Source organism: Pseudomonas sp. 05L36 (genome assembly GCF_056398125.1).
Genome location: NZ_JBFTOU010000020.1, coordinates 29,676 through 56,399, shown reverse-complemented (window position 1 = coordinate 56,399; position 26,724 = coordinate 29,676). Strand labels below are relative to the sequence as shown.

Genomic DNA, 26,724 nt, shown 5'->3' with positions numbered 1-26,724 from the left:
CGCTCTTTCAGGGGGCTCACATGCTCAGGGAATGCTGGCTGGTTTTGCTGCTGGCCGCGATGGCCTGTTGTGCCCAGGCGACGCCCGCGCGCCCGGCGACCGATGGCCTGGTCCTGTGGCTGGACGGCGCCGATCGGTCAACGATGTCCCTGGACCGGCAAAACCGGGTCCTGCGCTGGCATGACAAGTCGGGCAAGTCCAACCATGCGAGCGTCGACAACCCGAACGCCACGTCACTGCCGCTGCGCGTCGACAACGCGCTCAACGGCAACGCCGTGGTGCGTTTCAGTGGCGTTTCGGCATTCGTCGGCAAACAAATTCGTGTGGCAAAGGGCCCGGCCACGGTGTTTCTGGTGTCCCGCCGGCTGCCCGAACAGGCCGGCGGCGACACCTGGCAGCGCCAGTTCAGCTCGCGCCCGCGGCTTGCCGATAACGACAACGTGGCGCCGAACTTTGCACTCAGCGTGGAAAAGAGCACAGCCTTCGCGCCAACCCTGGATTTTCTGGAACTCCATGATGTGCCCATCGGCCCCTATGCCGTGGCGCGGAACGTGGTGGGTACCACCGAAGTCTTGCGTGGCGACATCGCTGAAGTGCTGGTTTACGACCGCCCGCTGATCACCCAGAAAGAGCGCCGGGAGGTGTTCGAATACCTGGCGAACAAATGGGCGGTGACCATCCCCGGCCAAGCGGATGTCTGGACCCGGGCGGGCCCACTGGGCCCGGTGCCTCAGCAAACCCATGCCAGCCTGCCGCTGTCGGATCAGGCCAATGCCGGGCGTTGGGTGCTGGACGCGCAACTGTCCGACGACTTCAACGGCAACACCCTTGACCGTGATCGCTGGTACGTCAACAACGGCACGGGCAGCGACTCGCTGGGGCGCAAACCGGCCCTGTTCATGCCGGAAAATGCCAGCGTCGACAACGGCAATCTCGACATCGTGTTCCGCAAGCAAACCTTGCCGCAGAAGTACACGAAACTGGGCTTCAAGGATTACAGCTCGGCGATGGTGCATACCAATGAGCGGAGGTTGTACGGTTACTACGAGGCCCGAGCCAAACCGATGAATTCCGCCGGTTCCAGCGCATTCTGGCTGGCCTGGACGGGGCTGCCCGAAAACGCCACCGAAATCGATATCTTCGAAATCGGCGGCAAAACCGGAAACGGCGCTTTCGACCGACTGTACAACATGAACGCCCATGTATGGGCCACGCCGCAAAGCAGCGAACATCTGGCCAATGGCAGCACCTGGACCGCGCCCTGGCGCCTGGCCAGCACCTTTCATGTCTACGGGTTCGACTGGCAACCCGACACCCTGCGCTGGTACGTCGATGGCGTGCTGGTCAGGGAATCGAAAAACACCCACTGGCACTTCCCGATGCAAGTCGTGTTTGACAGTGAGGCCTTCTGGAAATGGTTCGGCGTCGTGGACGACGCTGACCTGCCCTCCACCTTCACAATCGATTACTTAAAGGTATGGCACCGAGGCCAGTAACCGGCGCTGATGTGTGCCTTTGCTCCCGCAGTACGCCCTTCCAGGCGGAATCAGGATTCCTTCGATTTTTGCGCAGGAGCCGGGTACCACTTGTCCCTGGGCACCCACTTTTCCTGTTGCGGATCGCCCAGGTAGTGCGGCGACATGATCTGCACGCCGTACTCGTTGAATACATCCTGGATGTTGGCGTGCAGCATGCTCAGCAACACCGCTCGCGGCCGAGGCTGGCTGGGAATGGCCTGGGCCACCAGCCGGTATTCCGGGTAGAAGTCCGACAATGCCGTCTGGAACACCTGGGCCGGCGGCACTTCGAGAATCCCCGGCGTGCGTTTTGCGGCCTCCAGCAACATCGCCTCCACCTGCCGCCACGGCGTGTCGTAGCCGATGGTCACGACGGTGTCGACCACGTAGCCAGGGCCTTGCACTACACGCGAGTAGTTCTTGGTGACGGTACCGGTGATCATCGAATTGGGCAGGGTCAGCACCTCGCCCAGGCCGGTGCGAATGCTGGTGGTAAACATGCCCAGTTCGGTAACCGTGCCTTCGTAGTCGCCAATGCGCACAAATTCGCCGGGGCGCAGGGTACGGGTGTAGGTCAGGATCAACCCCGCCGCCGCCTGGCCCACCACGCTGGTGGCGCCCAGGGAAATCATCAGGCCGATCAGCACCGACAAGCCTTTGAATGCATCGGTGCCAGCACCCGGCAGGTACGGATAGGCCATGGCCAGAGCAAACAGCCAGATCGCCAGGGACGTCAGGCGTTGGGTCGGTTGCAGGGTTTCATGGTTCAGCCAGCTGACGGTTCCCGGTGCAGCCATGCGCCGCAGTATCCGCCGCATGAACGCGGTTGCGCCGCGGGCGATAAAGAAGATCGCCAGCGCCACGCCCAGCCCGGGTATGGCACCGACGATCCCTTGCAGCAGATAGCCGCCGAGTTCCAACAGATAGTTATTCAGGCTTTCGCCCCAGGGACGGGTATAGGGAAAGCGTGACAGGACAAAGCCCAGCCATTCGTACGTAAACAGCGCGACGACGATCCAGCGCACCAGCTCCAGCAGGCGGCTGACCAAGGGATACAGGTAATTGGCGTCGACGAGCGGAACTTTTCCGACTTTCAGGGCCTGGGTGTGCCGATGCATCAGTTCGGGCAGTTTCTTCAGCACTCTGCGCCGCAAAAACATCATGCCGTACAGCAGAGCGATGTAAATGCCGGTGGCGAGCAACGCGGCGACTACGGAACGCAGGATCAATTGCAGGCTACGGGCTTCCCGGGTTTCGGCCACGACCTGGCGCAGCCTGTCAGCCGCGGCTTCCGCGGCCTGCTGTACCGAGTCGTATTCGGTCTCGTCGAAGTCCTTGGGCGAAACGATAAAGGCGCGCCGGCTACCCAGCAGCACCATGTAGCTTTTCATGATCGGGTCGAGGGTGACATTGAGGTCGTCGGCGTCATCCAGCGCCTCACCGATCACCACTTTCGCCCGTTTGACCCGCGAGGCCGGGGCTTCACCGAGGAGGGTCGCGCGAAATACCATGATGCTGCGGTTGGCCACTTTCAATTCGACGGGAGCATCAACCGCTTTAGGTGCATCCTCGGCCCACAGTTGCACCGACCAAAACATCCCGAAAACAGTAACCATTACAGCGAGCAGCCTGCTCCGCATGTGTCGGATCCTTACGTCACAAAATTCAGATCGAGGGTACGTATCGCAGCGTAGTCCACCGATGAACGGTTGTCAGATTAGAGCTACAGGCAGTTTCCTTATCCGCCTGCTTCCTTGAAACAGCGAGCTCGGGGATCCTGTAGGAGCGAGCTTGCTCGCGATAAACCGGAGAGCACCGCGGGGCACCTGCCAACCAGCGTTATCGTTGACGACCATCGCGAGCAAGCTCGCTCCTACAGTGTGTTCCGTACCTGACTCAAGGGTTGACCTGATAACCCTTGCCCTGCAAACAGCTGCTGTAGGCCGACGCGGTATTCGTCTGGGTGGTTTTCGCATCCGCCCGGCGTTCCTGGCGTTGACGTGAACCACCGACCACAGCGCCGGCCGCTGCCGTCGACTTGGCGCGGTTCTGGCGATAGTCCTGTTTCGTGTCATCGTCGACGCGGTCATAAGCCTCGTCATGCTGATTGCCGCGTACCTGGGCAGCCGTTGCGCCAGCGGCGGCCCCCACAGCGGCACCCTTGACCCTCCCGCCGGAAGGCGTGGAAGCCGTCGAGGCGCTTTGGCTGGCGGCGATGCTGTTGCATTCGTTGATGTCGGCCTGGGTTTGTTGCGAACTTTGCCCTTTCATCGGCACCACCGATTGCGCCCATCCCGGGGCACTGAGAACCGACAAGGCAAGGCACAGACTGATGGGTGACAACCTTTTCATGATGACCTCCGACAGGCTTGCCACAACGGGCAAGCCTTTGGGTCGACTGGCGGCGGCAAGCGACGCCATGCGTCGCCTGCCGATCGGGTGGAGCAACTGAAAAGTGTAGTTCAATGGCTCCGCTGAGAAGGACTTCCGAACAAGCGGTGGGTGTTGTGTAGGAGTGAGCCTGCTCGCGATGGCGGCGTGTCAGACAAAATAGACGTCGACTGACACACCGCTTTCGCTGGCAAGCCAGCTCCTACAGGTCTATCGGTGATCTGGAGATTTGTGGTTATTCAGGCGGATCGAGTTGATCCAGCGCCCGGTTCACCGCCAGTTCGCCGAGCATGATCACCTGCGCAATGCCGAGCAGCGCATTGCGGCTGGTTCCTTCCAGATGATCCACCAGATCGGTGGCCATGACATTGGCCGACGCCAGCGATTCACAGGCATGCACCAGCAAGGTCTCGACATTCAGTTCGGGATTGACGATGAACATGGAACTGGGTTTACGCGGCGTGGCCATGATGCCGGGGCCGGGGTCGAGGTAATGATCGAGGGCGCGCTCGGCGGCTTCGTGGAGTTTTTGGGACATGATGTGTCGTTGCGCGCCAGACTCCGGGCTACCAAACCCGATCGCTGTTGTTTTCCAGCGACCGGCCTACGATAGAACCCGCCCCCAAGACGCACAAGCCGGCGGATTCTGGCGTAGCTGTAGGCAATGACGCAAGCCGCTGTAGCTTGCGGGAAGTAACGCTGACAGCCGTCAAACAACCCATAAACACCCCCGATTCAGACAGCCCATACAATCCCCTGTAGGAGCTGGCTTGCCAGCGAAGGCAGTGTGTCAGGCAAACACTTGTTGGCTGAAGGACCGCTTTCGCTGGCAAGCCAGCTCCTACAAGGTTCGGGGTGTTGATCAGGTCAGTGGATAGAGCTTGTCATCAAACTGCGCCAACTTCGGAAACACCAACGGCTGATCATCACTCAGATGCTGCAGCCGCTGGCCGTAATCAACCAGAAATTGCTGGCGCGCTTCGTCGCTGATGTACGGCACATGCCAGGCCACGAACGGTTCCAGCACATCGAACCCGACGTACGCCAACGTGCCACGCAGGATCGGCCGCAGCATGTCCTCCAGCGGGCCATGAATCGCGCCTTCGCCGAACATGTGTTCGCGCCCGCCCAGGGTCACGGTCACCAGTGCCTTCTTCCCAGCCAATCCGCCCTGATCGTAAAAGCGTTTTCCGCCGTAGCAGATGCCGGACACCAGCACCCGGTCGATCCAGCCCTTGAGCATCGCCGGGGTGGAGAACCAGAAGATCGGGAAGTTGAGGATCAGCAGGTCGGCCCACAGCAGTTTGTCCAGCTCGGCCTGGATGTCCGGCGCCAGCGACTGGCTCTTCACGCCCAGGCGTTGTTCCAGGGCATAGACCAGGTACTCGGGGTTTTCCCGATTCGAGAAGTCTGCGTCACTGGCCACCGGGTTCCAGTTCATTTTGTACAGGTCGCTGACCTGCACCTCGTGGCCCTGGGCTTCGAGGGTGGCGACAGCCTGGTCCCGCAGGGCGGCGGTGAAGGATTGCGGTTCCGGGTGAGCGTGGACGATCAGTACTTTCATGGTGGTTCCTTAGACTTTTTCCGGCGTATCGGTTGAAGGTGTGGAGTCGCAACATCGTGGGTGATGAACAGTTTGAGTCGCCAACCGTCACACCTGGATCGCCTTCACTTCGACGAACTCGTTCAGCCCCTCCTCACCCCATTCGCGACCGTTACCCGACTGTTTGTAGCCACCGAACGGCGCCTGATAATTGAACGCCGCACCGTTGAGGAAGCACTGACCGGCGCGCATCTGCCGTCCCAGGTGCAAGGCGCGTTCGGCACTGCCGGCCCACACGCCACTGGACAAGCCGAACGGCGAGTCGTTGGCGATCTGGATCGCTTGCGCCTCATCGGTGTAGGGAATCAGGCATAGCACCGGGCCGAAGATTTCTTCCTGGGCAATGCGCATGCGGTTGTCGACATCGGCGAACAGCGTCGGGCTGACATGGAAGCCGCGCCCCGGCATGTCACCGCCGCACAGCAGGCGAGCGCCTTCCTGCTGGCCAACCTTGATGTAGTCGAGCACGGTGCGTTTTTGCCCGGCCGAACACATCGGGCCGAGGAAGCTTTGCGGGTCGAGGGGATCGCCCATGCGCAGGCTCAGGGTTTGCGCCAGCGCCACTTCCACAGCCTCGGCGTAGCGGCTGGCCGGCAGCAGCATGCGGGTCAACGCGGTGCAGGTCTGGCCGGAGTTGATCATCACGTCCTGCACGCCGTAGCGCACGGCCGCTGCCAGATCCGCATCCTCGGCGATCAGCAACGGCGACTTGCCGCCCAGTTCCAGGCACACGCGCTTGACCGAAGGTGCCGCCGCTTGCGCAACCCGAACCCCGGCGCCGGTGGATCCGGTGAACGACACCATGTCCACGTCCGGGTGCTTGGCCAGCGCTTCGCCGACTTTCGAGCCCGGACCGCTGACCAGGTTGAACACCCCGGCCGGCAGGCCGATGTCCTCGATCATTTGCGCCAACAGGAAGGCATGCAGCGGAGTTTCCTGGCTCGGTTTGACCACCACGGTGCAACCGGCGGCCAGTGCCGGGGCCAGTTTGCCGATCAATTGGTGCAGCGGGTAATTCCACGGGTTGATGAACGCGCAGACACCCACGGCCTCGCGGATCACCAGCGAATTGCCGACTTCGCGCACCTCGTCCATGAGATGAGCCAGTTCGACGTATTGCTCAAGGCCAGTGATCGGCCCATCGACCTGCACCGAACGGCACCATTGCACCGGCATGCCCAGCTCCATGGTGATGACCGAGGCCATCTCATCGGCACGCTTGCGCAGTTGATCGGCCAGTGCACGGATATAGCCCGCACGCACGCTGGACGGCGTGCGCGACCATGAATCGAAGGCCCGGCGTGCAGCCGCCACGGCGTTTTCGACATCGAGTTCATCACCCAGCGGCACGCTGCCGCACACTTGCCCGGTGGCCGGGTTGATCACCTCGGCGATGCCCTGCCCCGAAGGTTTCTGCCAGCGACCATCAATAAACAACGCCTTGTGGTTAAGCATATAGCTGAGCCTCCATCAGTTCTTGAGCACAACGGGCAATGCGCTGGCAGGCATCGCGCAGCGGTTCGGCGCCGACCACCAGACCGAGGCGAATATGCCCCGCCGCGCTCGGACCAAAGGCCTCGCCAGCCAGTACCGACACGCCGTGGCGATCCAGCAGACGGTCGGCAAACGCTTGGGCGCTGAGCCCGGTCTGGCGGATATCGAGCATCACGAACATCCCGCCATCGGGTTTCAACGGCCGCACGCCGGGGCAATCGGCCAGGCTGTCGCACACCAGATCACGACGCTGGCGATAGGCTTCGCGCATGGCTTCGAGCTCTGGCAGGTTGCTTTCCAGGGCCACCACGGCGGCGTCCTGAATGAAATCCGGCGAGCCGTAGAGCATGCACAACGCGAGGTTTTCCAGGTGCGCGGCCAGGGATGGCGGCGCCACCACCCAGCCGACGCGCCAGCCGGTCATGGCGTGGGATTTCGACAGGCTGTTGAGGGTCGCGGTGCGCTCGGCCATGCCCGGCAGGCTCGCCGGGCTGACGTGCTCGCCGTCGAACAGCAGGTCGCTGTAGACCTCATCGGAAATCAGCCACAGGTCGTGGCCGATGCACAATTCAGCCAAGGCAGCCCAGGTGCTGCGCGGCAGACTCGCGCCGGACGGGTTGTGCGGGCTGTTCAGTGCCAGTGCCCGGGTGCGCGGAGTGATGCGCGCGGCGACATCTTCGGGCAGCACGCGGAAACCGTTTTCCGAGTGCACCGGCACCGGCACCACCACGGCACCGCAGGCACCGAACACCGCTTCGTAGGTGACGTACATCGGTTCGGCGACGATCACTTCGTCACCTGGATTGAGCACGCATTGGGCCACGCTGAACAATGCACATTGCGCCCCGGCCAGCACGGTGACCTGATCGGCCGAAACGGATTGGCCGCTGCGCTGTTGATGACGCCTGGCAATGGCTTCACGCAAGGCACGCTTGCCGCGCACCTCGGCATAGTGAGTGTTGCCGCTCAGCAGGCTGTCGATGGCGCCCTGCACGATGGGCTGTGGCGTGTCGAAATCCGGGTCGCCCACGGACAACAGCAGAATGTCTTCACCCTGCTCGCGCAGCGCCAGGGCGCGGTAGTGAATATCCCACGCGGCGGCGCCGTCACCGGCGATTCGTTGAGTCAGATCGGAAAAGCGCATGGCTTCATCCCCTTAATATGCAGATCAATGCGCGCAGGCATGCTTGAGTTCGATCAGGGTCACGCCGTTACGCTTGAAGCCATGGCGCAGGTCGGTCTGCAACTCGGCCAGGCTTTGCGGTTGAGTCACGGTGCAGCCGAACGCACGTGCGAGGGCGGCGAAATCCGGGTTGCGCGGCAACACGCCGATGGGCTCGATGTCGAGGCCGAGCATGTCGTCACGGATCTGCCCCAGCGCGTCGTTGTTCCACAGCAGCACCACCAGCGGGCTCTCCAGTTCTTCAACAGCCGTGGCCAGTTCCTGGGCGGTGTAGAGGAAACCACCGTCGCCCACCAGCACCAGGCCCGGCCGCTGCGGCGCGCCGAACTTGGCGCCGATGCCGGCCGGCAGGCCATAACCCAAGGTGCCGTAGCCGGTGGGGTGCAGCCAACTGCGGATCGCCAGGCTGTCGAAGGCGTAGTTACCCGTATACGCAAGCTGGGTCATGTCGGTGCTGATGAACGCGTTGTCCGGCAGCTCCGTGGCGATACGGTCGAGAATCGATTGATGAATGGACTGCAACGGTCCATGGCTGGCCTTGACCGCTTCGCGCAGGGCGACAACCGAGGCAATGGCGGCGCCAGCGTCGCGCACGTCGGTGGGCAAACGCTCAAGCAACCCACTGAGGGTTTGTTGTGCATCGCCATGCAACGCCACCGCGCACGGGTAGAAGTCGTTGAACTTGCGCGGGTCGATGTCGACGCGCAGCAGCTCGGCATTGAGCGGCAGGCGTTCACGCCAGTAGTCGGTGTCGGCCATTTCGGTGCCGACCGCCAGCACCACGTCGGCCTCGGCGATGAGGTTCCAGCCCGGCTCCACACACAGGGATGAGCCAGCGTTGAGCGGCGCGTCCGGCGGCAGCAGGCCTTTACCGGCGACGCTGGTGAACAGTGGCGCGGCCAGTCGGGTGCTGATTTCCCGCAATTGCGCAGCGGCATTCAGCGCACCCCCACCGGCGATGATCATCGGCCGCTTGGCAGCCTTCAGTTTGGCCACAGCTTGATCGATGGCGGTAACGGATGCCGGGCCACGACCCGGACGACGCACTACGTCGTTGCTCCAGTCACGGGCAATCGGCGCCGACAGCACGTCCAGCGGCACCGAGATGTGCACCGGGCGCGGGCGCTCGCTGTCGAACACCGCGTAGGCACGGGCAATCAGTTCCGGCAGATCTTCGGCGGTCAGCGCCACTGCGGAGAACGCAGTAATCGGCGCGGTCATCGCACGCTGGTCCTGACATTCGTGCAGGCTGCCCCAGCCCTTGCCAAGGCTGGCGCTGTGGTTGACGCTGGAAATCACCAGCATCGGAATCGAGTCAGCGTAGGCCTGGCCAATGCCGGTGGCGGCGTTGGTCACGCCGGGGCCGGTAATGACGAAACACACGCCGGGTTTGCCGCTGACCCGGGCATAGCCGTCGGCCATGAAGCTGGCGCCCTGCTCATGACGGGTCAAGACGTGGCGGATGCCGCTGCCGGGCAAGCCGCGATACAGCTCCAGGGTGTGTACGCCGGGGATGCCGAACACGGTATCGACGCCGTAGTTGGCCAACAGACGCACCAGGGCCTGGCCACCGGTCAAGGATTTGCTTTGCATATTCATGTCCTCACTCGTGGCCGAGGCGAATCAACGCATCGACCGCAGTCGTGCCTTGGGCACCGACCAACAATGGGTTCACATCGAGTTCCAGCAGGTGTGCGGAGCTCTCGCAGGCGTAATCGGCCACGGCGCGGATCGCGGTCACCAAGGCGTCCAGGTCAGCAGACTCGCGTCCACGGAAACCTTGCAGCAACGGCGCGCTGCGCAGGCTGAGCAAGGCGTTGCGGATCGCGCCGTCGGTGGTCGGCAGCAACAGGCTGCGACTGTCCTTGAGCAACTCCACCAGAATGCCGCCGGCACCGATCACCAGCGCCAGGCCGAAATCGTTTTCGCGTTTGATGCCGACGATCAGCTCAGCCAGTGGCGGCTTGGCCATGGGTTCAAGCAACAGTTGATCGAACACTACGCCCGGGGCGTAGGCGGCAATGCTGGCGCGCATCTTCTCCAGTGCAGCGCCCAATGCCGCGCCGTCCTTGAGGTTCAGCGCCACGGCACCGGCCTCGGTCTTGTGTGGCAGTTGAGCGCTGACCGCTTTGAGTACCAGCGGATAACCCAATGCTTCGGCATCCTTCAGGGCCTTGTCCGGGGTGCTCAATACGCCATTTGGCGTTGGCAGGCCAAAGGCTTTCAACGCCTGTTTGGAGTTCCACTCATTGAGCAAACACCCCTCACCTTCCAGCGCTTGCGGGCACAACGGCACCAGTGCCGATTCGCCCAAAGCCAGCAAGGCCTGGCGGTTGCGCTGATAACCGGCGATGCGACCCCACGCGGCCAGGCCATCTTCAACGCCTTGCAACGCCGCGACACCCTGCGCGTGCAAACGCTCGCGGGCATGGGGCGGCAGCAACTCGGGGAAGGCCGAAGTGACAAAACCGGTCTTGCCGTGACGTTGCAGTGCCGCGCAGTACAACTCCAGCAGCAGGTCGCATTCCTTGCGCTCGCCGGTGAACTCCGACGGGTAGTCGAGCACCAGCATCGCCGCATCGGCTTCGGTGCGCAGCGCACTGTCGAGCATGCAGTTCAAGGCTTCGCCGTCGCCCCAGATCGCCGTGGTGAAATCCAGCGGGTTGACCAGGTTGGCGTAGCTCGGCAGCACTTGCGCGAGTTCGCCGACCTGTCCTTGATCGAGTTTCGGCAGGCCCAGGTCGTTGCGTTCGGCGTAGTCGGCAATCAACCCGGCGTCGCCACCGGAGCAGGCCAGCGCGATCAGGCTGTTGCCCGCCGGCAGATTGCCGCAAGCCGCGGCTTTGAGGGTTTCGACAAAACTCACCGGGCCGCTGACGCGGATCACCCCGAGACGGTCGAACAACGCGTCGTACAGCGCATCGGAACCGGACAGCGAACTGGTGTGACTCAAGGCCAGTTCGGCGCCGATCTGCGACACGCCGGTTTTCAAGGCAATGATCGGGACGCCCTTCTCCAGTGCCTTGTGCGCGGCGCGGGCAAAACCCGGCACGTTCTTCAGGCCTTCCAGATGCAGGCCGATGGCGGTGACGCGCGGCTCGTCGAGCAACACGTCCATCAGTTCAGCGACACCCAGTTGCGCCTGATTGCCGACCGAGGCCATGTAGGCCACCGGCAGCGAACGGTCGCTCATGGACAGGTTGTAGGCGAAGTTGCCGCTCTGGGTCAGCACCGCCACGCCCTTCTCCACTGCCTTGCCGCCATGGGCCACCGGCCACAGCGCACAACTGTGCAGGTAGTCGAGCAGGCCGTAGCAGTTGGGGCCGAGCAAGGCCATGTCGCCAGCGGCCTTTAGCAGTCGCTGTTGCAGGGCCTGGCCTTCGGCGCCGGTTTCGGCGAAGCCCGAGGCGTAGCAGATCGCGCCGCCCGCGCCGATGGCGGCCAGTTCGGCGACGCAGGCCAGGGTCAGTTCGCGGTTGGTGGCGATGAACACGGCGTCCGGGCCGCAAGGCAACTCGGCCACGCTGCGCACGCACGGCACACCTTCAAGGCTGTCGTGCTGCGGGTTGACCAGCCACATCTGCCCTTGGTAGCCACCCTCGGCACAGCGCTTAAGGGCGCGGGCCATGTTGCGGCCGCCGACGAACGCCACGTGTTGCGGCGCGAGCATGCGTTTGAGGTTGTCACGAATGGTTTGGGACATGGGAATTCTCCGGGCCGATCAGCGCAACAGCGGCCGCAGCAGCTCGCGGGAAATGATGTGGCGCTGGATTTCCGAGGTGCCTTCCCAGATCCGTTCGATCCGCGCGTTGCGCCAGATGCGCTCCACCGGTCCTTCGTCCATCAGGCCCATGCCGCCGAAAATCTGCACCGCTTCATCGGCGGCACGACCGAGCACTTCACTGGCGAACAGCTTGGCCATGCCGGCCTCGCCATCGGTCATGGTGCCCTGGTCCATTTTCCAGGCGGTGTGCAGGGTCAGCAGTTCGGCGGCGCGGATTTGCGTGGCCATGTCCGCGAGCTTGAACGACACGCCCTGGTAGGTGCCGATCGGCTGGCCGAATTGCTTGCGGTCTGCCGCCCATTGCAAGGACACGTCCAGTGCGCGCTGGGCCTGACCGACGCAGTTGGCCGCCACCATCACCCGGCCGGCGGTCAGCCAGGCGTTGGCCACTTCCCACCCCTTGCCGACTTCGCCCAGCACTTTGCTGGCCGGTACGCGGCAGTCGTCGAAGAACATTTCAAAGGTGTGATAACCCCGGTTGCTCACGCACTTGGGCCCACGGCGAATGGTCATGCCCGGGGTATTGCGGTCGACCAGGAACGAGGTCACGGCGTTGCGCTTTTTGCCGTTGTGTTCGTAGGTGTCGGTCACGGCGAAGACAATGGCGAAATCGGCATGGCCGGCGTGGCTGATGAAATGCTTGCTGCCGTTGAGAATGAAGTCGTCGCCTTCACGCACGGCGCGGGTCTTGATCGCATTGGCGTCGGAGCCGGCACCCGGTTCGGTCAGGGCAAAGCAGTCGATCTTCTCACCCTGGATGCTCGGCAACAGGTAGTCGTTGATCTGGTCGCCGGTGCAGGCCATGAGGATTTTCGACGGACGCGCGACGAACACGTGCAGCGCCCAGGACACCTTGGACAGCTCACGTTCGATCAGCGCCTGGGACAGATAGTCCAGGCCACCACCGCCCACTTCTTCGGGCATGTTGAAGGCGTAGAAACCGGCGGCGATCGCCTTGCCGCGAATCTGCGCCGCCAGTTCCGGGGAGACCTCGTCGGCGCGGTCGACCTGCTCTTCATAGGGCAGCAGTTCCTTCTCGACGAAGCTGCGTACCGAGTCCACCAACATTTCTTGTTCTTGGGTCAGTTGGAAATTCATGCTGCTACCTGTTGTTCGTGTTCTGGGAGATGGAGAGGAATCAACGACCGATGAAGCGTGCCGGGCGTTTTTCCATGGCGGCACGCAGGGCTTCGTTGCCGTCTTTGCTGCGACCGCAGAGCAGGCCGGCGGCGAGTTCGGCTTGCAGTTGCTCGGCCAGGCTGCGTTCGGCGCCTTCACGCATGAGTTTTTTGGTCTGGGCGAAGGCGAAGGTCGGGCCGGCGGCCAGGCGTGCGGCGAGTTCGCTGGCCGCAGTCAGCAGTTGATCGTCAGCGCAGACGTCACTGACCAGTCCGGCACTCAGGGCACGGTCGGCGCCCCACAATTCGTCGAGGAACAGCAGGCGCTTGGCCTGTTCACTGCCGATCAAACGCGGCAGATGCCAACTGGCGCCAGCATCCGGCGAGTAGGCCATGCTGGTATAGCCGGCCTTGAAGCGTGCCGATTGCCCGGCGATACGCAGGTCGCAGCACAGGGTCAGGTCCATCCCGGCGCCGACGGCGGTGCCGTTGATGGCGGCGATGGTGGGTTTTTCCAGGCTGTGCAGGCGGGTCATCAGGGCGTGGGCGGTTTCGGTCCAGCCGTAGGTTTCCAGGGCGCCCCGGGCTTCGGCATCGGCCCATTCATCGAGGTCGGCGCCGGCGCAGAAGCTGCGGCCACTGCCCGTCAATACCACCACGCGCACCGCTGGATCGGCGTTGAAAGCGTCGAGCAAGCCGTGCAGGTTTTTCAGCGTCGGAATGTCCAGCGCATTGCGCTGGGCAGTGCGATTGAGGGTGATCCAGGCAACGCCTGCTTCGACCTGGCTGAGCAGCGACGATTGAGTGGTCATGGGAATCCTCGAATTATTGTGATGGGTCTGAGGTGATGCGACTTGAGGCCATACTAAACGAGTGTTCAGTAAGGCGGCAATTGGTGGGGGAATGGGCTGTAACAAGCCAAAAAATTATGTAACTAATTGGTTTTATTAAAATATTTCTAGATACACGAGCGTAAGTCGTTGGCGCTGTTACAACTTCGAACAACTGGCGACAGGACGTTGGTCGCAGATCTTTTGCCCACCACAAAACCAATGTAGGAGCGAGCCTGCTCGCGATGGTCGTTAACGGAGACGCGTTCTTGCTGGATGAACGCGGCGCTGTTGAGTCCATCGCGAGCAGGCTCGCTCCTACACTCATTTTTGGTTGCCAACAGATTTTGACCACACCGACTACCCCTGTAGGAGCGAGCCTGCTCGCGATGAACTTGAAAACGCCGCGGAGTGTCAGGTACCCAGCGTTATCGTTGACGACCATCGCGAGCAGGCTCGCTCCTACAGGGGAAACGGTTATCTGGAGGTGTCAGGCAGTCGGCAAGCTCGGTGCCAACACGCCCTGACGCTTGCGATGGATCAGGAAGTACGCGCCATAGCACAGTGCAATGAATCCAAAGCCCCAATACAGCGACGGACGCTGGGTTTCATCCAGGGCCAGGAACACGAACAGCGAGCAGCACAGCGCGATGCACATCAGTGGCAATACCGGGAACCACGGCGCGCGGTATTTCAGGTCGCTGAGTTTGCCGCCGTCACGCAGGTAGGCCTTGCGGAACTTGTACTGCGCCAGCGCGATGACAATCCAGGTCACGGTGCCGGACATGCCGCTCACCGCCATCAGCACCATGAACAAGGTGTCGGCGGCGACGAAGCTGGTCATCAGCGACACCAGCGCGAAGCACAGGGTGATGCTCAAGGCACGCAATGGCACGCCACGCTTGCTCAAAGGCGACAGGCTCTTCGGCGCCATGCCGGTTTTCGACATCGCCCACAGGATGCGCGTCGAGGCATACAGGCCGGAGTTGCCCACCGACAGGATCGCCGTAAGGATCACGAAATTCATCAGGTCGGCGGCGTAGGGAATGCCGACCATGTCGAACACCTGCACGAACGGGCTTTCCATCAGGCCGGCCTGCTGCCACGGCACGATGGCCGACAGCACGATAATCGCCAGCACATAGAAGATCAGCACGCGGAACACCACGTTGCGTACGGCCCGGGGAATGCTCTTTTCCGGTTGATCGGTTTCACCGGCGGCCACGCCCATGATCTCGCAACCCTGGAACGCGTAGACCACGGTCATCATCACCGCAAACACCGCCGACAGGCCGTTGGGGAACAGCGAATCGCCGATCAGGTTGCTCGCCATCGGTGCCGGTGCGCCGCTGCTCAGGGGCATCACGCCGAAGATCACCAGTACGCCGACCACGATGAAACCGAGAATCGCCGCGACCTTGATCCCCGAGAACCAGTATTCCGCCTCACCAAAAGCGCGGGTGGCCATGGCATTGATGCCGAACAGCACCACCACGAACAACGCCGACCAGTACCAGATCGGCACCGCCGGGAACCAGCGCGTCATCAACATGCCAGCGGCGGTGAACTCCAAACCGACGGTGGTGGCCCAGCTCATCCAGTACACCCAGCCGATCATGAACCCGGTGGCCGGGCCAATGTATTTAGTGGCGTGGGTCTGGAACGAACCGGACACCGGCATCTGCACCGACAGTTCGCCCAGGCAGACCATCACCAGGTACATCAGGAAACCCGCGACCAGGTAAGCCAGAATCGCCCCCACCGGGCCGCCCTGATTGATGGTCACACCGGAGCCCATGAACAACCCGGTGCCGATGACGCCGCCCAGCGACAGCATGAAGATGTGACGGCTCTTGAGGGCACGGGTCAGCTGGATGCCTTTATGATCAGTGCTGCGATCAGTATTTTCGTTCATGTCGGCACCTCAGCAGTCAATGAGGTGTGCAGCGCGCGACAGGACGTCACGGCGCAGGGAGGGATCAGCTTTACGGCAATTCATTATTATTATCTCCAATAAGCTTCGAAGACCGCGCTGCGGCGGTTGCGTCGATTATTGGAAAGCCATGTAAGTTCGCGTTGACCGTAAAGATCGAAGTTGTACAAAGTCGTAACAAACTTGTACGTCAGCTCTGCAACAGGCCTTTCAGGGTCGTCAGTGCCTGCTGCAATTGTTCATCCAGCGCGGGGCACATGTGGCGGATCGCCGATTCATCGTTGCCCAGGGCCAACGTCTCCAGCGTCCTGAGCGTCGTGGCCAGCGAACGAAAACCCAGCGAATCGCAGCTGCCGGCCAGACGGTGCGCCAGTTGCGCGACCTCGGTGCAGTCGTCGGCGGCAATGGCTTCATTCAGTTCATCGCGGTGCTGAAGAATAGAGTCGCGCAGCACCGCCAGCAAACTCTGAACCTTTTGCTCGCCGAGCAAGTTGCGATGAGTCTGCAACAGTGGCCAGTCCATCGTCTCGTCGCGCAGAAGCGACTCGGCCACGGGCGTATGCCCGTCCAGCACCTGACGCAGGTTTTCCAGTTTCAAGGGTTTGGCGAGGACGCCGTCCATGCCGGCCTCCAGATAACCGCGCACCAGTGCCGGTTGCACGCTGGCGGTCAGGGCGAAGATGCGGGTGCGGCGATTCGGCCCGTCGCTGTTGCGGATCTGCCGGCACAACTCGACCCCGCTGATGCCCGGCAGATGCACGTCCAGCAGCAGCAGATCGAAAACCCGCGCCGCGCAGTGTTCCAGCGCCTGTTCTGCCTCTTCGGCCAGCCATACCCGGTGACCGTCCCGCTGCAGCAAACCCTTGGCCACTTCGCGGTTGAGCGCCACGTCTTCGACCACCAGGATGTTCAGTGCCGGCCCCACCGCCCGCACCGGTTCCGCCTCAACCACGCCGCTGGCCGGCTGCAAGGACAGCTCGAACCAGAAGCAACTGCCGCGCCCCTCTTCACTGTCCACGCCGATGCAACCGCCCATCTGCTCCACCAGATGTTTGCAGATCGCCAACCCCAGCCCGGTGCCGCCAAACCGTTGCGCGACTTCTTCGCTGGCCTGGGTGAAACGCTCGAAAATCTTCGCCTGCATCAAAGGGGCAATGCCGATGCCGTCGTCCGTGACACTGACCCGCAACCGCTGCCCGGTCTGTTCGCCGGTTTCGCTGAGCAGCGCCACCTCGACGCTGACTGCGCCGCCTTCGGTGAACTTGATCGCGTTGGCCAGCAGGTTGCTCAGCACCTGCCGCAGGAACTGCTCGGCACCGTGGTGATACTCGGCAATGCGCTGATCGACCCGGCAACTCAGGATCGTATCGTTGTTCAGCGCGCGCGGTTCCAACAGTGTCAGTACCTCATCGAGCAACTGGCGCAGCGAGAAATCCACCGGTTCGGGATGGCTGACGCCCTCCTCCAGCTTGGCGAAATACAGCACTTCGTTGAGGATCGTCAGCAAGCCTTCGCCAGCCTTGTGCAAGGCATCCAGGCGTTTACCGTCCAGGGCATCCAGACGCGCGCCGCGCAACAATTCGGCCATGCCGAGGATGCCATTGAGGGGCGTGCGCAGTTCGTGGCTCATGGTCGCCAGGAACCTCGACTTGGCAAGGTTGGCCGCTTCCGCCTCGTCTTTGGCGCGCATCAGGCTGGCGGTGCGGCGCTCAACCATTTTCAGCAGCTCGTCACGGTTGTCCTGCAGGGCCAGGCGATCGGTTTCCCGGCGCTCGATGTCCCGCAGGATCGCCCGGCGCATGTCGTCCAGGGCATGGGCCACGGTGTCGATTTCGTCGCTGCCACGGCGCTTGTCCAGGTGCAGGGGCTCGTGCCATTCACCGGCGGCGATGCGCCGGGCAAACTCGGCCATGACTTTCAGGTGCCGGGTCACCAGTCGATAAAACAGGCCCGACAAGGCAACGGCCAGACCGCAGAGGAACACCGCCATCCACAACAGGCTGGTCAAACCGGTGGCGTAGAGACGCTGGTACACCGCCCCCAGATCGGTACTGACCTCCAGCTCGCCAAGGTGGCGCAAAGGGCCTGACGGCGGCTGATAGTCCAGGGCAAAGCGCTCGATACGCAACGGTCCCGCAGGGTCCGGATTGCCTTGTACCAGATCGAAATCGGCGCTGGTCAAGTGCACCCGCGCGACGTCGGAGAAGTCCACCAGCCCGCGCAACTGCACGTTCAACTGTTCCTGGTTCAAGTCCCAGAGGCTGCGTTCCAGGCTGGCCAGGTAGCCGGCGCGGATCAGCTCCATGCGCGAATCGATATCGCGCATTTCCCGCCGATACTCGATGTACAGTTGCACGCTGCTGGCCAGCACGGTGAAGCACAGGCTGAACAACAGAATGAACAGCAACAGGCGTTGCAACAGTCCACCGGGACGGGCGCGAATCATTGCGCATCTGCCGGCAGATTGATCATGTCACGGTAGGTCACTTCGCTTTCGTTGAGCCAGCGTTCGATGTCGCCGGCATCGACCATGCGCTGCAACTGCGCATTGATCTCGGGCATGCGCTGGGCCAAGGGTGAGCGCCGCGACACGGCGACGCGCAGATAGTCCACGCTCAAGGCCTTGGGCAAGGCAATGATGTCCTGGCCGCCGGGCAGGTTTTCCACATACAACTGGCCGGTGCGCCGCTCCTGGGTGATGAAGTCGATACGCCCGCGAATCAGCTTGCCGAAGTTCTGGTGGCTGTCGGAAACCCATTCGATATTGTTGTTGTGCGCAACCATGCGATCGAACTCCACACCGTAGCTCTCGCCGAACAACAGGCCGCCACGGTAATGGGCCAGATCGTCCAGTTGTTCGAATTTCACCGGGTGTTGGCGATTGATGAACAGCGCCACTTCTTCACGCAAGACCGGCACCGTCGAGAACAGCATGCTCTGCTCGCGTTGCGCGGTGCTGTAGGCCAGCACCACGTCGACCCGGCCTTCGGCGGCGTCCAGCAGGCAGCGTTTCCAGTTGCCCAGCACGACCATCTCGACCTCATATCCCAACTGGCCGAACAGGCTTTTCACCACGCTCGGCGCCAGTCCGCGCACCTGTTTGCCGTCGCTCCAGGAGATCGGCGGGTACACCGGGTAATCGCAATAGCGAACCTTCTCCGCCGCGACGGCATGGCCGGCCACCAGCATCGCCAGCAGGCAAAGACATCGCGCCATCAGGTTCAGGCTGCCACGCTGGCGGTGAACAGGTAACCGGCGCCGTGAATAGTAATGATCAACTGCGGTTCGGCCGGATCGTCATGCAACTTGCGGCGCAGGCGCCCGACCAGCACGTCGATGGAGCGGTCGTTGGGCACCCATTCGCGGTTGCGGATCTGGTCCATCAACTGATCGCGGCTGAGGGTGTGGCCACTGTTGCGCAGGAACACGCTGAGCAACTGGTATTCGCCGTGGGTCAGCAAGGTTTCGCTGCCGGACGCATCGATCAGGCGACGGCGGTCGGTGTCCAGTGACCAGTCGGCAAACTGCTTGACCGGCTTGGCCGCCGCGACAGTTGGCGCTGGTGTTTGCGCATGACGTACCCGGCGAATCAGGTTTTTCGCCCGGGACACCAGCTCCCTTGGATTGAGGGGTTTGATCACGTAGTCATCGGCGCCGCATTCGAGGCCGACGATGCGGTCGATTTCGTCGTTGCGCCCGGTGATCAGGATGATCCCGACCTCAGACCGCACCCGCAGCTCGCGGGTCAGGGTCAGGCCGTCCTTGCCCGGCAGGCGGATGTCGAGCATCACCAGGTCCACGGTCTGGCTGGCGAGGAAGGTTTCCGCCAGTTCCGCCGTGGCGGCGCAATGGACGTCGTAGCCTTCCTGGGACAGGTAGGCATGCAGCAGATCGCGAATCAGCGGATCGTCATCGACGATCAATACCCGAGGAGTCATCGCTTGGTGTCCGGCTCAGGCCCGAAGGCCAGTTTCTTATTAGAGTGTTTTCCTGCATCGGCGCCAGAGAGTATCGATTGCTGAACGACTGATCAACAGTCGCTCGTCTACACGCAGAAGCGCTGGCGTCCGCCGGCCTGCAACCCGTCGACCCACGCCTCGCAAATCTGGATGCCTTGCTCCGGCGTGAAGGTACCTGGGTTCAGCCCGGACTCCAGCCACAAGCCATCGAGCAAGGCGCTCAGGCTGATGGCGGCGAGGTCGGCGTCGAAGTTTTCCCAGCCCTCCTCCCGGGCCAGTTCTGTCAGCACCTTGCGCAGGATGCCGCGATACTCGCCATAGGAATGATCGTGGGCCTGGTTGATGGCCTCGGCGGTTTTCACCGCGCCCCAGAACGCCAGCCAGGCATCGAGCAGTTGCGGATCGAGCAGTTCGGCGGAAAACGATCCGCGGAAAAACGCCGACAAGCGCTCCCGGGCATTCGGCGCGGCTTGCTCCATGGCGTCGCGCAGCAGGGTCATGACCCGCCCGGTGATCGCCATGTAGGCCTCGGCCACCAGTTCGTCCTTGCCGGAATAGTGATGGCTGATCAGCCCCACCGAGACCCCGGCCTCGGCGGAAATCTTGCGGATCGACGCGCCCTGGAAGCCATGACGCTTGAGGCACACCAGCGTCGCCTCGATCAGGTTGGCTTTGCGCAACTCCGGTTCCATACGGGAAAAACGGGCTTCCTGATTCATCGGCGACACGCTCCTTGGTTGAATCGTTCAGGCCTGCGCGGGTAAGCGGCGGGCTGAACGACTGTACAGCAAGAGTGGGCCAAGTCTCCAGTCGGGTATAAGTCTGAGAACCGAGGCGCCCCCATCGCGAGCAAGCTCGCTCCCACAGGGTTAACGGGTGTACGCAAGATCTACGAACAACCCAAACCACTGTGGGAGCGAGCTTGCTCCGGGCGGCGTTCCGACGATGGCGTCAGTCCATACAACATAGGATCTGGATCAGTCGCGGTAACCCGGCGCCACTCGATCCAGCATTCGCAACAACGCCGCCCAGGCCAGTTGCATGGCATCGGGATCACTCAACTCCCCCTCCTCCAACGGTCGCCCCGGCTCATTGAACTGCCGTTCGGTATGCGCGCAGACCTCGTGCGACGGCAGCACTACTTCCCCGGCAGCCTGCGCGGCCAACTGAATCTCACAAGCCTTTTCCAGGTAATACATGCGCAAAAACGCCTGGCTCACGGTCTCGCCGACGGTCAGCAAACCGTGGTTGCGCAGCATCAGTACCGATTTGTCCCCCATGTCCGCCACCAGCCGTTGTTGCTCACTGAGGTCCAGCGCCACACCCTCGTAGTCGTGGTAGGCAACACGGCCATAGAACTCCATGGAAATCTGGTTCACCGGCAACAACCCGCACTTCAACGCCGCCACCGCGCACCCGGATTTGGTATGGGTGTGCAGCACGCATTGCGCATCTTCACGGGCGCCATGAATGGCACTGTGGATCACGAAACCGGCCGGGTTCACCGGGTACGGCGACGACTCCACGGCATGACCATCGAGGTCGATCTTCACCAGATTCGACGCAGTGATTTCATCGAACATCAACCCGTAAGGGTTGATCAGAAAGTGATGCTCCGGCCCCGGAATGCGCACCGAGATGTGGGTGAAGATCAAATCGGTCATGCGAAAGTGCGCAATCAAGCGGTAACAGGCCGCCAGTTCCTCGCGCAGGCGCTGCTCGGTAGCGCTGCGCTCGGGAGCCAGGTGAGTGGCGATTTTATTCATTCTCGTGGTTCTTCAGGCTGATCGGCTGGGGGCAGACAGTAAGGCTGGACGCTTCGACACGTCCAGCCATCCGCGTTTATTTACTGGCCCAGGCGTTGAAGCGCTCCTCGAGCTCTTCGCCATGATCGACCCAGAAACCGACGTTCATCGACAGTGCGCCCTTGAGGTTCTGCGGCGCGGTGGGCACCCATTGCGCCAGTTTGTCGTCCAGCCGTGCGGCGGCCTGGGTGTTGGTCGGGCCGTAGGGAATCTGCTGCACGTAGTTGACCTGGGCGTCCGGCTGGTTGGCGAAGGCGATAAAGCGCTTGGCCTGATCCACATGCCTGGAGCCCTTGATGATCGCCCAGTAGTCCATGCCGTACAGGCTGCCGGGCCAGACCAGCCCGAGGTGGCTGCCTTTCTGCGCGGCGTCGGCGATGCGTCCGCTGTAGGTCGAGGTCATCACCACATCGCCGGCGGTCAGCCATTGCGGCGGTTGCGCGCCGGCCTCCCACCACTGGATGTAAGGCTTGAGTTCAGTGAGTTTGGCAAATGCCCGGTCCACGCCCTGTGGGGTGCCGAGCACCTTGTAGACGTCTTCGGTTTTCACCCCGTCCGCCAGCAAGGCGAATTCCAGGTTGTACACCGCGCGTTTACGCAGCCCACGCTTGCCGGGGGTTTTCTTCACGTCCCAAAAGTCTGCCCACGAGGTCGGGGCCTCGGCCAGTTTGTCGGTGTCGTAGGCAATCGCCACGCTCCACACCAGCGCGGCGGAACCGCATTCCTGCGCCGCTTCGGGGATCAACTGGTCGGCGTGGCCCAGGCGGGTCCAGTCCAGCCGCTCGTACATGCCTTCCTCGCAGCCGTGCATCAGGTCCGGGCCTTCGATCTGCACTACGTCCCAGTCGACGTTGCCGGTGTCGACCATCACTTTGATCCTGGCCATCTCGCCGTTGTATTCGCTCTGGATCACCTTGCTTTGATCCACGGCGGCGAACGGTTGAAAGAACGCCACGTCCTGGGCTTTCTGTCCGGCTCCGCCGTATCCGACCACCACCATGTCCGATGCTGCCTGAGCGCTGCCCAGGCCCATGGACACGGACAACACCAAGGGATAAAAACCGTGCTTGAGCGTGTGCGATTTCATCAGTGGTTCCTCTTGCAGGTGCCACGGGACCCAAGGCCCATGCAGCCCTTTTTTATTGTTGTGAGGTTTGGCCCGGGAGCGGGCTCGAGACGAAATTACTGCAAGGCTAAGTAAAAAAACAAGTTGATTTTTTACTGAAGGTAAATTTCTATAGACCAATAATAACAACGCCGAAAACCTAAATGCCTCTGTAGGAGCGAGCTTGCTCGCGATGGACGTTAACGATAACGCGTGTTGTCTGGATGAACGCGTCGCTTTCAAGTCCATCGCGAGCAAGCTCGCTCCTACAGGTCAGCCTGCCAGGAGTACCGCACCATGCCGACCTCGACACCCGCCTTCGCGCACCTGTTCGAACCCCTGGAGATCCGTGGCAAGCGCCTGAAAAACCGTATCATGTCCAGCGGTCACGACACCTCGATGCCCACCGACAACCTGGTCAATGAACAATTGATCGCCTATCACCGGGCGCGTGCCGAAGGCGGTGCCGGGCTGATCGTGCTGCAAGTGGCCGGGGTGCATGACAGTGCGCGCTACACCTCCCACGTGCTGATGGCCACCGACGATGCGTGCATCGAGGGCTACCGCAAACTGGCGCAAACCTGCCATGCCCATGGCACCCTGGTGTTGTCCCAGGTGTTCCATCCGGGGCGGGAGATCATGGAGTCCAGCGATGGTCTGCTGGCGGTGGCCTACTCCGCCTCGTCGGTGCCCAACGAACGTTTCCGGGTGATGCCCCGGGCGCTGGACCAGGCCATGATCGACGAGATCATCGCCGGTTATGCCGCTGCCGCCCGCCGCCTGCATCAGGCCGGGATCGATGGCGTCGAGGTCGTGGCCAGCCACGGTTACCTGCCGGCGCAGTTCATCAATCCGCGAGTCAACCGGCGTACCGATGGTTACAACGGTGAACTGGAACAGCGATTGCGTTTTCTCCGTGAAGTGATCGCCGCGGTGCGTGCGGCGACCGATGAACAATTCATCATCGGCCTGCGCATTTCCGCCGACGAGCGCGACCCGGAAGGCCTGACCGAAGACGAATCCCTGGCCGCCGTGCAGTCGCTACAAGCGCAGCTCGATTATGTGCATATCGTCGCCGGCACCTCGGCGTCCCTTGGCGGTGCGGTGCATATCGTGCCGCCGATGGCGATCGAGGCGGCGTACCTGGCCAGGGAAGCCGGGACGTTCAAGGCAAGCCTGGACATTCCGCTGTTCGTCACCGGGCGCATCAACCAGCCTCAGGAAGCCGAGCTGATTCTGGCTCGCGGCCAGGCCGACGTGTGCGGAATGACCCGGGCACTGATCTGCGATCCGCAAATGCCCAACAAGACCGACACCGGCCGCGTCGAAGACGTGCGGGCGTGCATTGCCTGCAATCAGGCGTGCATCGGCCACTTCCACAAGGGCTTGCCGATTTCCTGCATCCAGCACCCGGAAACCGGGCGCGAGCTGATCTTCGGCGAACGCCGACAAGCGCCACAGCGCAAACGCATCATGATCGCCGGCGGTGGTCCGGCCGGGATGAAAGCCGCCACCGTCGCGGCCCAGCGCGGGCATGAAGTGACGCTGTACGAAGCCAGTTCGCAATTGGGTGGTCAGGTGCTGCTCGCGCAGTTGCTGCCACGGCGCGGCGAATTCGGCGGTGCCAGCACCAACCTGCAGCGAGAAATGCAACTGGCCGGTGTGCGCGTGGTGCGCAATACCCGGGTCGACCGCGCGCTGGTGGAGCAGGAAAAACCGGACATGGTGATCATCGCCACCGGCGCCGAGCCGTACTGGCCGGCCTTCGAACGCGGCGGTGAGTTGCAGGTGGTAGACGCCTGGCAAGTGCTGCGTGACAAGGTGCAGATCGGCCGTTCGGTGGTGGTGGTCGACTGGCGTTGCGACTGGATCGGTCCCGGCATCGCCGAACGCCTGGTGCGCGCCGGGCATCAGGTGCAACTGGCGGTCAACGGCACCCATTGCGGGGAAAACCTGCCGCTGTACGTGCGCGATCAACTGGCCGGCGAACTGCATAAACTCGGGGTGCCGATCACGCCGTACGCTCGGTTGTATGGCTGCGATGACAACACGGTGTACCTGCAACACACCGCCAGCGGCGAGCCGATGCTGATGGAGAACATCGACACCCTGGTGCTGTGTCAGGGTCACCAACCGCTGGATACGTTGGGTGATGAACTGCAAGGGCTGGTGGAGTTTCGCCGCATCGGCGATTGCCTGGCACCGCGTACCGCCGAAGAAGCGATTTATGAAGGCCTGAAAGTCGCGTGGGAGCTTTAAGGCTGTTTATACTCCGGGGCTTTAGATTCAAATGATCGCTCTTTGTAGGAGCGAGCTTGCTCCGGGCGGCGCTCCGACGATGGTCGCTAACGATGACGCGTGTTTTCTGGATAAGACGCGGTGTTCTGAAGTCCATCGCGAGCAGGCTCGCTCCTACAAGGGGCGAAGTGCAGCCCCCGGTTCGGAACTTTCCATGAGCAACAACAGCAAGACCCCACCCGCATCAGGCAGCGCCGAACCGCATTTCCTCGGCACGCGCATTCGCGGCCTGCGTAAACGCCGGGGCATGACCCTGGCGGAACTGGCGCAACAGAGCGAGCTCACCGCCGGCTACATCAGCCAGCTGGAGCGCAACCTCGCCTACCCGTCGATCCCGGCGCTGTTCAACATTGCCCGCAGCCTCGGCGTCACCATCCAGTGGTTTTTCGCCAGTGAAGCGGTCACCGCGCCCGAAGACGATGGTGTCGTGGTGCGCAAGAACAGCCGCCTGAACGTGCATTACGAAGACGGCATCGTCGATCAGTTGCTGACCCCGCAAGCCAACCGCCAACTGGAAATGCTCCACTCGCGTTTCCCGCCTGGCACCTACAGCCAGCAAAGCTACAGCCACGACGGTGAAGAAGCCGGTTACCTGCTGTCCGGCAGTTTCGAGTTGTGGGTCGGCGAACGCCATTTCCAGCTCAATGAAGGCGACAGCTTCAGCTTTTCCAGCCAGGAACCACACCGCTACGGTAATCCCGGCGAGGTGGACGCGGTGGTGATCTGGGTGATTACGCCGCCGACGTTCTAGCGCCGGCCGCGCCCGTTTGCCTGCGCGGCACTCGCACGCTTGAGGGTTTCGCTGGGCAATTCCTGGAACAGCGCACGGTAGCTGCTGGAAAACCGCCCCAGGTGCCAGAACGACCAATGCATGGCCACTTCGGCCACGGTGGTTTGCGTCGGCGTGCGGCTGAGCAATTCGCGGCGGGCGCTATTGAGGCGGCGCAGGCGCAGCCATTGGGTCGGCGCCATGCCGGTGTAGGTTTTGAACGCATGCTGCAGCTGGCGCAGTGAAACCCCGGCAACCTGGGACAGTTCCAGCAGGTTGAGGTGCTCTTCTGGAGTGTCCGCCGCCCATTCCCCTACCCGTTTCATGATCGCCCGCTCTCCCGCACGGCGCTGCAAGGCACCCTGGTCGAGGCCGACACAGGCGTTGTCGAGAATGAACAGACAGTCTTCCAGCAGTTGCTGGGTCAGCGCTTCGCGGCTCGGTGGATCGAAGGTCTGCGACAGCCGCGTCAACGTCCCACTGAGCCAGCGGCAGAACAGCGCGTTCTGCCGGGAGTTGAGCGGCGCCATGAACAGCCCTTCGAGCCGGGCGATATCCAGGCTATGACGCCTTACAAACTCCGGACCGAACACCACGGCGATTTCCTGGTAGTTCTCCGGGGTGATCCAGATGTTGCGGCTTTCGCCATTCAACACGTACAGCGCGTTGTCGCCGCGATCGAAGCAGAACGACAGAGAGCCCTGGGGCGCGCTGAAATTCTGCTCGACCCGGGTGTTCATCGACTCTTCGTAAATCTCCACGCCCTGCAGGTCCAGATAACGCACCCTACCCGCGAAATGCCCCGGCGACATCTGCTGGTAATGCTGCACCCAGCCCGGTGTGGCGCGGATTTGCTCGGCGACATCGGCGGTGTCGAAGGCTTGGACCAGGAGTGAATTGGAACCTGTCATGGGGCGACCTTACGCACTCTTTTG

General features: G+C 62.4%; 21 protein-coding genes. 3 read left to right on the top strand and 18 right to left on the bottom strand.

Annotated elements, in window-relative coordinates; translation table 11 throughout:
* Positions 1-20 precede the first annotated feature (20 nt).
* Positions 21-1,496, top strand: a complete 1,476-nt coding sequence (locus tag AC1DKH_RS20340) for a family 16 glycosylhydrolase (RefSeq protein WP_477799092.1) — start codon at positions 21-23, stop codon at positions 1,494-1,496.
* A gap of 50 nt (positions 1,497-1,546) precedes the next feature.
* Here AC1DKH_RS20340 and AC1DKH_RS20335 read toward each other — a convergent pair whose 3' ends face one another.
* The 17 genes from AC1DKH_RS20335 to AC1DKH_RS20255 form a co-directional block, all read right to left on the bottom strand.
* Entirely contained in the window at positions 1,547-3,157 is a 1,611-nt protein-coding gene (locus tag AC1DKH_RS20335) for a mechanosensitive ion channel family protein (protein ID WP_477799091.1), read from the bottom strand.
* Between the two features lie 256 nt (positions 3,158-3,413).
* The gene (locus AC1DKH_RS20330; protein ID WP_477753776.1) at positions 3,414-3,869 is read right to left on the bottom strand and encodes a hypothetical protein; all 456 of its coding nucleotides are present in this window, start codon (positions 3,867-3,869) and stop codon (positions 3,414-3,416) included.
* 274 nt (positions 3,870-4,143) lie between these two features.
* Positions 4,144-4,446 carry a DUF6124 family protein gene (locus tag AC1DKH_RS20325; RefSeq protein WP_477799090.1) on the bottom strand — a complete coding sequence of 101 codons (303 nt, stop codon included), beginning with the start codon at positions 4,444-4,446 and terminating at the stop codon, positions 4,144-4,146.
* Between the two features lie 324 nt (positions 4,447-4,770).
* Positions 4,771-5,472, bottom strand: a complete 702-nt coding sequence (locus AC1DKH_RS20320; protein ID WP_477799089.1) for an NAD(P)H-dependent oxidoreductase — start codon at positions 5,470-5,472, stop codon at positions 4,771-4,773.
* A gap of 87 nt (positions 5,473-5,559) precedes the next feature.
* On the bottom strand, positions 5,560-6,966 hold the full coding sequence (locus AC1DKH_RS20315) for an aldehyde dehydrogenase family protein (RefSeq protein ID WP_477799088.1): 1,407 nt from the start codon (positions 6,964-6,966) through the stop codon (positions 5,560-5,562).
* The gene (locus AC1DKH_RS20310) at positions 6,959-8,149 is read right to left on the bottom strand and encodes a pyridoxal phosphate-dependent aminotransferase (RefSeq protein WP_477799087.1); all 1,191 of its coding nucleotides are present in this window, start codon (positions 8,147-8,149) and stop codon (positions 6,959-6,961) included. Before AC1DKH_RS20310 ends, AC1DKH_RS20315 begins: the two co-directional genes overlap by 8 nt.
* A 24-nt stretch (positions 8,150-8,173) precedes the next feature.
* Positions 8,174-9,781 carry a 5-guanidino-2-oxopentanoate decarboxylase gene (locus AC1DKH_RS20305; RefSeq protein ID WP_477799137.1) on the bottom strand — a complete coding sequence of 536 codons (1,608 nt, stop codon included), beginning with the start codon at positions 9,779-9,781 and terminating at the stop codon, positions 8,174-8,176.
* 10 nt (positions 9,782-9,791) lie between these two features.
* A complete protein-coding gene (locus tag AC1DKH_RS20300) occupies positions 9,792-11,891 on the bottom strand; it encodes an acetate--CoA ligase family protein (RefSeq protein ID WP_477799086.1) in 2,100 nt (699 codons plus the stop codon).
* Between the two features lie 18 nt (positions 11,892-11,909).
* Positions 11,910-13,070: an acyl-CoA dehydrogenase family protein gene (locus AC1DKH_RS20295; protein ID WP_477799085.1), complete on the bottom strand. Its 1,161-nt coding sequence runs from the start codon at positions 13,068-13,070 to the stop codon at positions 11,910-11,912.
* 40 nt (positions 13,071-13,110) lie between these two features.
* A complete protein-coding gene (locus tag AC1DKH_RS20290; protein ID WP_477799084.1) occupies positions 13,111-13,902 on the bottom strand; it encodes an enoyl-CoA hydratase/isomerase family protein in 792 nt (263 codons plus the stop codon).
* 508 nt (positions 13,903-14,410) lie between these two features.
* Complete coding sequence (locus tag AC1DKH_RS20285) at positions 14,411-15,835, bottom strand: amino acid permease (protein WP_477799083.1); 1,425 nt, start codon at positions 15,833-15,835, stop codon at positions 14,411-14,413.
* 208 nt (positions 15,836-16,043) lie between these two features.
* Positions 16,044-18,299, bottom strand: a complete 2,256-nt coding sequence (locus tag AC1DKH_RS20280) for an ATP-binding protein (RefSeq protein ID WP_477799082.1) — start codon at positions 18,297-18,299, stop codon at positions 16,044-16,046.
* Positions 18,296-19,069: a substrate-binding periplasmic protein gene (locus AC1DKH_RS20275; RefSeq protein WP_477799081.1), complete on the bottom strand. Its 774-nt coding sequence runs from the start codon at positions 19,067-19,069 to the stop codon at positions 18,296-18,298. The genes AC1DKH_RS20280 and AC1DKH_RS20275 overlap by 4 nt, the downstream gene beginning before the upstream one ends.
* Positions 19,070-19,074: 5 nt before the next feature.
* The gene (locus tag AC1DKH_RS20270) at positions 19,075-19,791 is read right to left on the bottom strand and encodes a response regulator (protein WP_477799080.1); all 717 of its coding nucleotides are present in this window, start codon (positions 19,789-19,791) and stop codon (positions 19,075-19,077) included.
* A gap of 107 nt (positions 19,792-19,898) precedes the next feature.
* A complete protein-coding gene (locus tag AC1DKH_RS20265) occupies positions 19,899-20,531 on the bottom strand; it encodes a TetR family transcriptional regulator C-terminal domain-containing protein (RefSeq protein ID WP_477799079.1) in 633 nt (210 codons plus the stop codon).
* Positions 20,532-20,789: 258 nt separating this feature from the next.
* The gene (locus tag AC1DKH_RS20260) at positions 20,790-21,578 is read right to left on the bottom strand and encodes a class II aldolase/adducin family protein (protein WP_477799078.1); all 789 of its coding nucleotides are present in this window, start codon (positions 21,576-21,578) and stop codon (positions 20,790-20,792) included.
* Positions 21,579-21,654: 76 nt separating this feature from the next.
* Entirely contained in the window at positions 21,655-22,704 is a 1,050-nt protein-coding gene (locus AC1DKH_RS20255; RefSeq protein ID WP_477799077.1) for an ABC transporter substrate-binding protein, read from the bottom strand.
* Positions 22,705-23,019: 315 nt separating this feature from the next.
* Here AC1DKH_RS20255 and AC1DKH_RS20250 point away from each other — a divergent pair, with 315 nt between their 5' ends.
* Both AC1DKH_RS20250 and AC1DKH_RS20245 read left to right on the top strand, forming a co-directional pair.
* Positions 23,020-24,981 carry an oxidoreductase gene (locus tag AC1DKH_RS20250; RefSeq protein ID WP_477799076.1) on the top strand — a complete coding sequence of 654 codons (1,962 nt, stop codon included), beginning with the start codon at positions 23,020-23,022 and terminating at the stop codon, positions 24,979-24,981.
* Positions 24,982-25,174: 193 nt separating this feature from the next.
* Positions 25,175-25,771 (top strand): cupin domain-containing protein, encoded by a 597-nt coding sequence (locus tag AC1DKH_RS20245; protein WP_477799075.1) that lies wholly within the window; start codon positions 25,175-25,177, stop codon positions 25,769-25,771.
* On the opposite strand, the gene AC1DKH_RS20240 is transcribed toward AC1DKH_RS20245, so the two are convergent.
* On the bottom strand, positions 25,768-26,700 hold the full coding sequence (locus AC1DKH_RS20240) for a helix-turn-helix domain-containing protein (RefSeq protein WP_477799074.1): 933 nt from the start codon (positions 26,698-26,700) through the stop codon (positions 25,768-25,770). The two genes, AC1DKH_RS20245 and AC1DKH_RS20240, sit on opposite strands and share 4 nt — an antisense overlap.
* Positions 26,701-26,724 lie beyond the last annotated feature (24 nt).

What these genes read in the sequence shown, in the direction of transcription:
- AC1DKH_RS20335 (WP_477799091.1), bottom strand. Translation starts at nt 3,157, where the DNA reads ATGCGGAGCAGGCTGCTCGCTGTAATGGTTACTGTTTTCGGGATGTTT.
- AC1DKH_RS20340 (WP_477799092.1), top strand. Translation starts at nt 21, where the DNA reads ATGCTCAGGGAATGCTGGCTGGTTTTGCTGCTGGCCGCGATGGCCTGT.
- AC1DKH_RS20260 (WP_477799078.1), bottom strand. Translation starts at nt 21,578, where the DNA reads ATGAATAAAATCGCCACTCACCTGGCTCCCGAGCGCAGCGCTACCGAG.
- AC1DKH_RS20320 (WP_477799089.1), bottom strand. Translation starts at nt 5,472, where the DNA reads ATGAAAGTACTGATCGTCCACGCTCACCCGGAACCGCAATCCTTCACC.
- AC1DKH_RS20330 (WP_477753776.1), bottom strand. Translation starts at nt 3,869, where the DNA reads ATGAAAAGGTTGTCACCCATCAGTCTGTGCCTTGCCTTGTCGGTTCTC.
- AC1DKH_RS20305 (WP_477799137.1), bottom strand. Translation starts at nt 9,781, where the DNA reads ATGCAAAGCAAATCCTTGACCGGTGGCCAGGCCCTGGTGCGTCTGTTG.
- AC1DKH_RS20285 (WP_477799083.1), bottom strand. Translation starts at nt 15,835, where the DNA reads ATGAACGAAAATACTGATCGCAGCACTGATCATAAAGGCATCCAGCTG.
- AC1DKH_RS20255 (WP_477799077.1), bottom strand. Translation starts at nt 22,704, where the DNA reads ATGAAATCGCACACGCTCAAGCACGGTTTTTATCCCTTGGTGTTGTCC.
- AC1DKH_RS20245 (WP_477799075.1), top strand. Translation starts at nt 25,175, where the DNA reads ATGAGCAACAACAGCAAGACCCCACCCGCATCAGGCAGCGCCGAACCG.
- AC1DKH_RS20250 (WP_477799076.1), top strand. Translation starts at nt 23,020, where the DNA reads ATGCCGACCTCGACACCCGCCTTCGCGCACCTGTTCGAACCCCTGGAG.
- AC1DKH_RS20270 (WP_477799080.1), bottom strand. Translation starts at nt 19,791, where the DNA reads ATGACTCCTCGGGTATTGATCGTCGATGACGATCCGCTGATTCGCGAT.
- AC1DKH_RS20315 (WP_477799088.1), bottom strand. Translation starts at nt 6,966, where the DNA reads ATGCTTAACCACAAGGCGTTGTTTATTGATGGTCGCTGGCAGAAACCT.
- AC1DKH_RS20290 (WP_477799084.1), bottom strand. Translation starts at nt 13,902, where the DNA reads ATGACCACTCAATCGTCGCTGCTCAGCCAGGTCGAAGCAGGCGTTGCC.
- AC1DKH_RS20240 (WP_477799074.1), bottom strand. Translation starts at nt 26,700, where the DNA reads ATGACAGGTTCCAATTCACTCCTGGTCCAAGCCTTCGACACCGCCGAT.
- AC1DKH_RS20325 (WP_477799090.1), bottom strand. Translation starts at nt 4,446, where the DNA reads ATGTCCCAAAAACTCCACGAAGCCGCCGAGCGCGCCCTCGATCATTAC.
- AC1DKH_RS20280 (WP_477799082.1), bottom strand. Translation starts at nt 18,299, where the DNA reads ATGATTCGCGCCCGTCCCGGTGGACTGTTGCAACGCCTGTTGCTGTTC.
- AC1DKH_RS20310 (WP_477799087.1), bottom strand. Translation starts at nt 8,149, where the DNA reads ATGCGCTTTTCCGATCTGACTCAACGAATCGCCGGTGACGGCGCCGCC.
- AC1DKH_RS20275 (WP_477799081.1), bottom strand. Translation starts at nt 19,069, where the DNA reads ATGGCGCGATGTCTTTGCCTGCTGGCGATGCTGGTGGCCGGCCATGCC.
- AC1DKH_RS20295 (WP_477799085.1), bottom strand. Translation starts at nt 13,070, where the DNA reads ATGAATTTCCAACTGACCCAAGAACAAGAAATGTTGGTGGACTCGGTA.
- AC1DKH_RS20300 (WP_477799086.1), bottom strand. Translation starts at nt 11,891, where the DNA reads ATGTCCCAAACCATTCGTGACAACCTCAAACGCATGCTCGCGCCGCAA.
- AC1DKH_RS20265 (WP_477799079.1), bottom strand. Translation starts at nt 20,531, where the DNA reads ATGAATCAGGAAGCCCGTTTTTCCCGTATGGAACCGGAGTTGCGCAAA.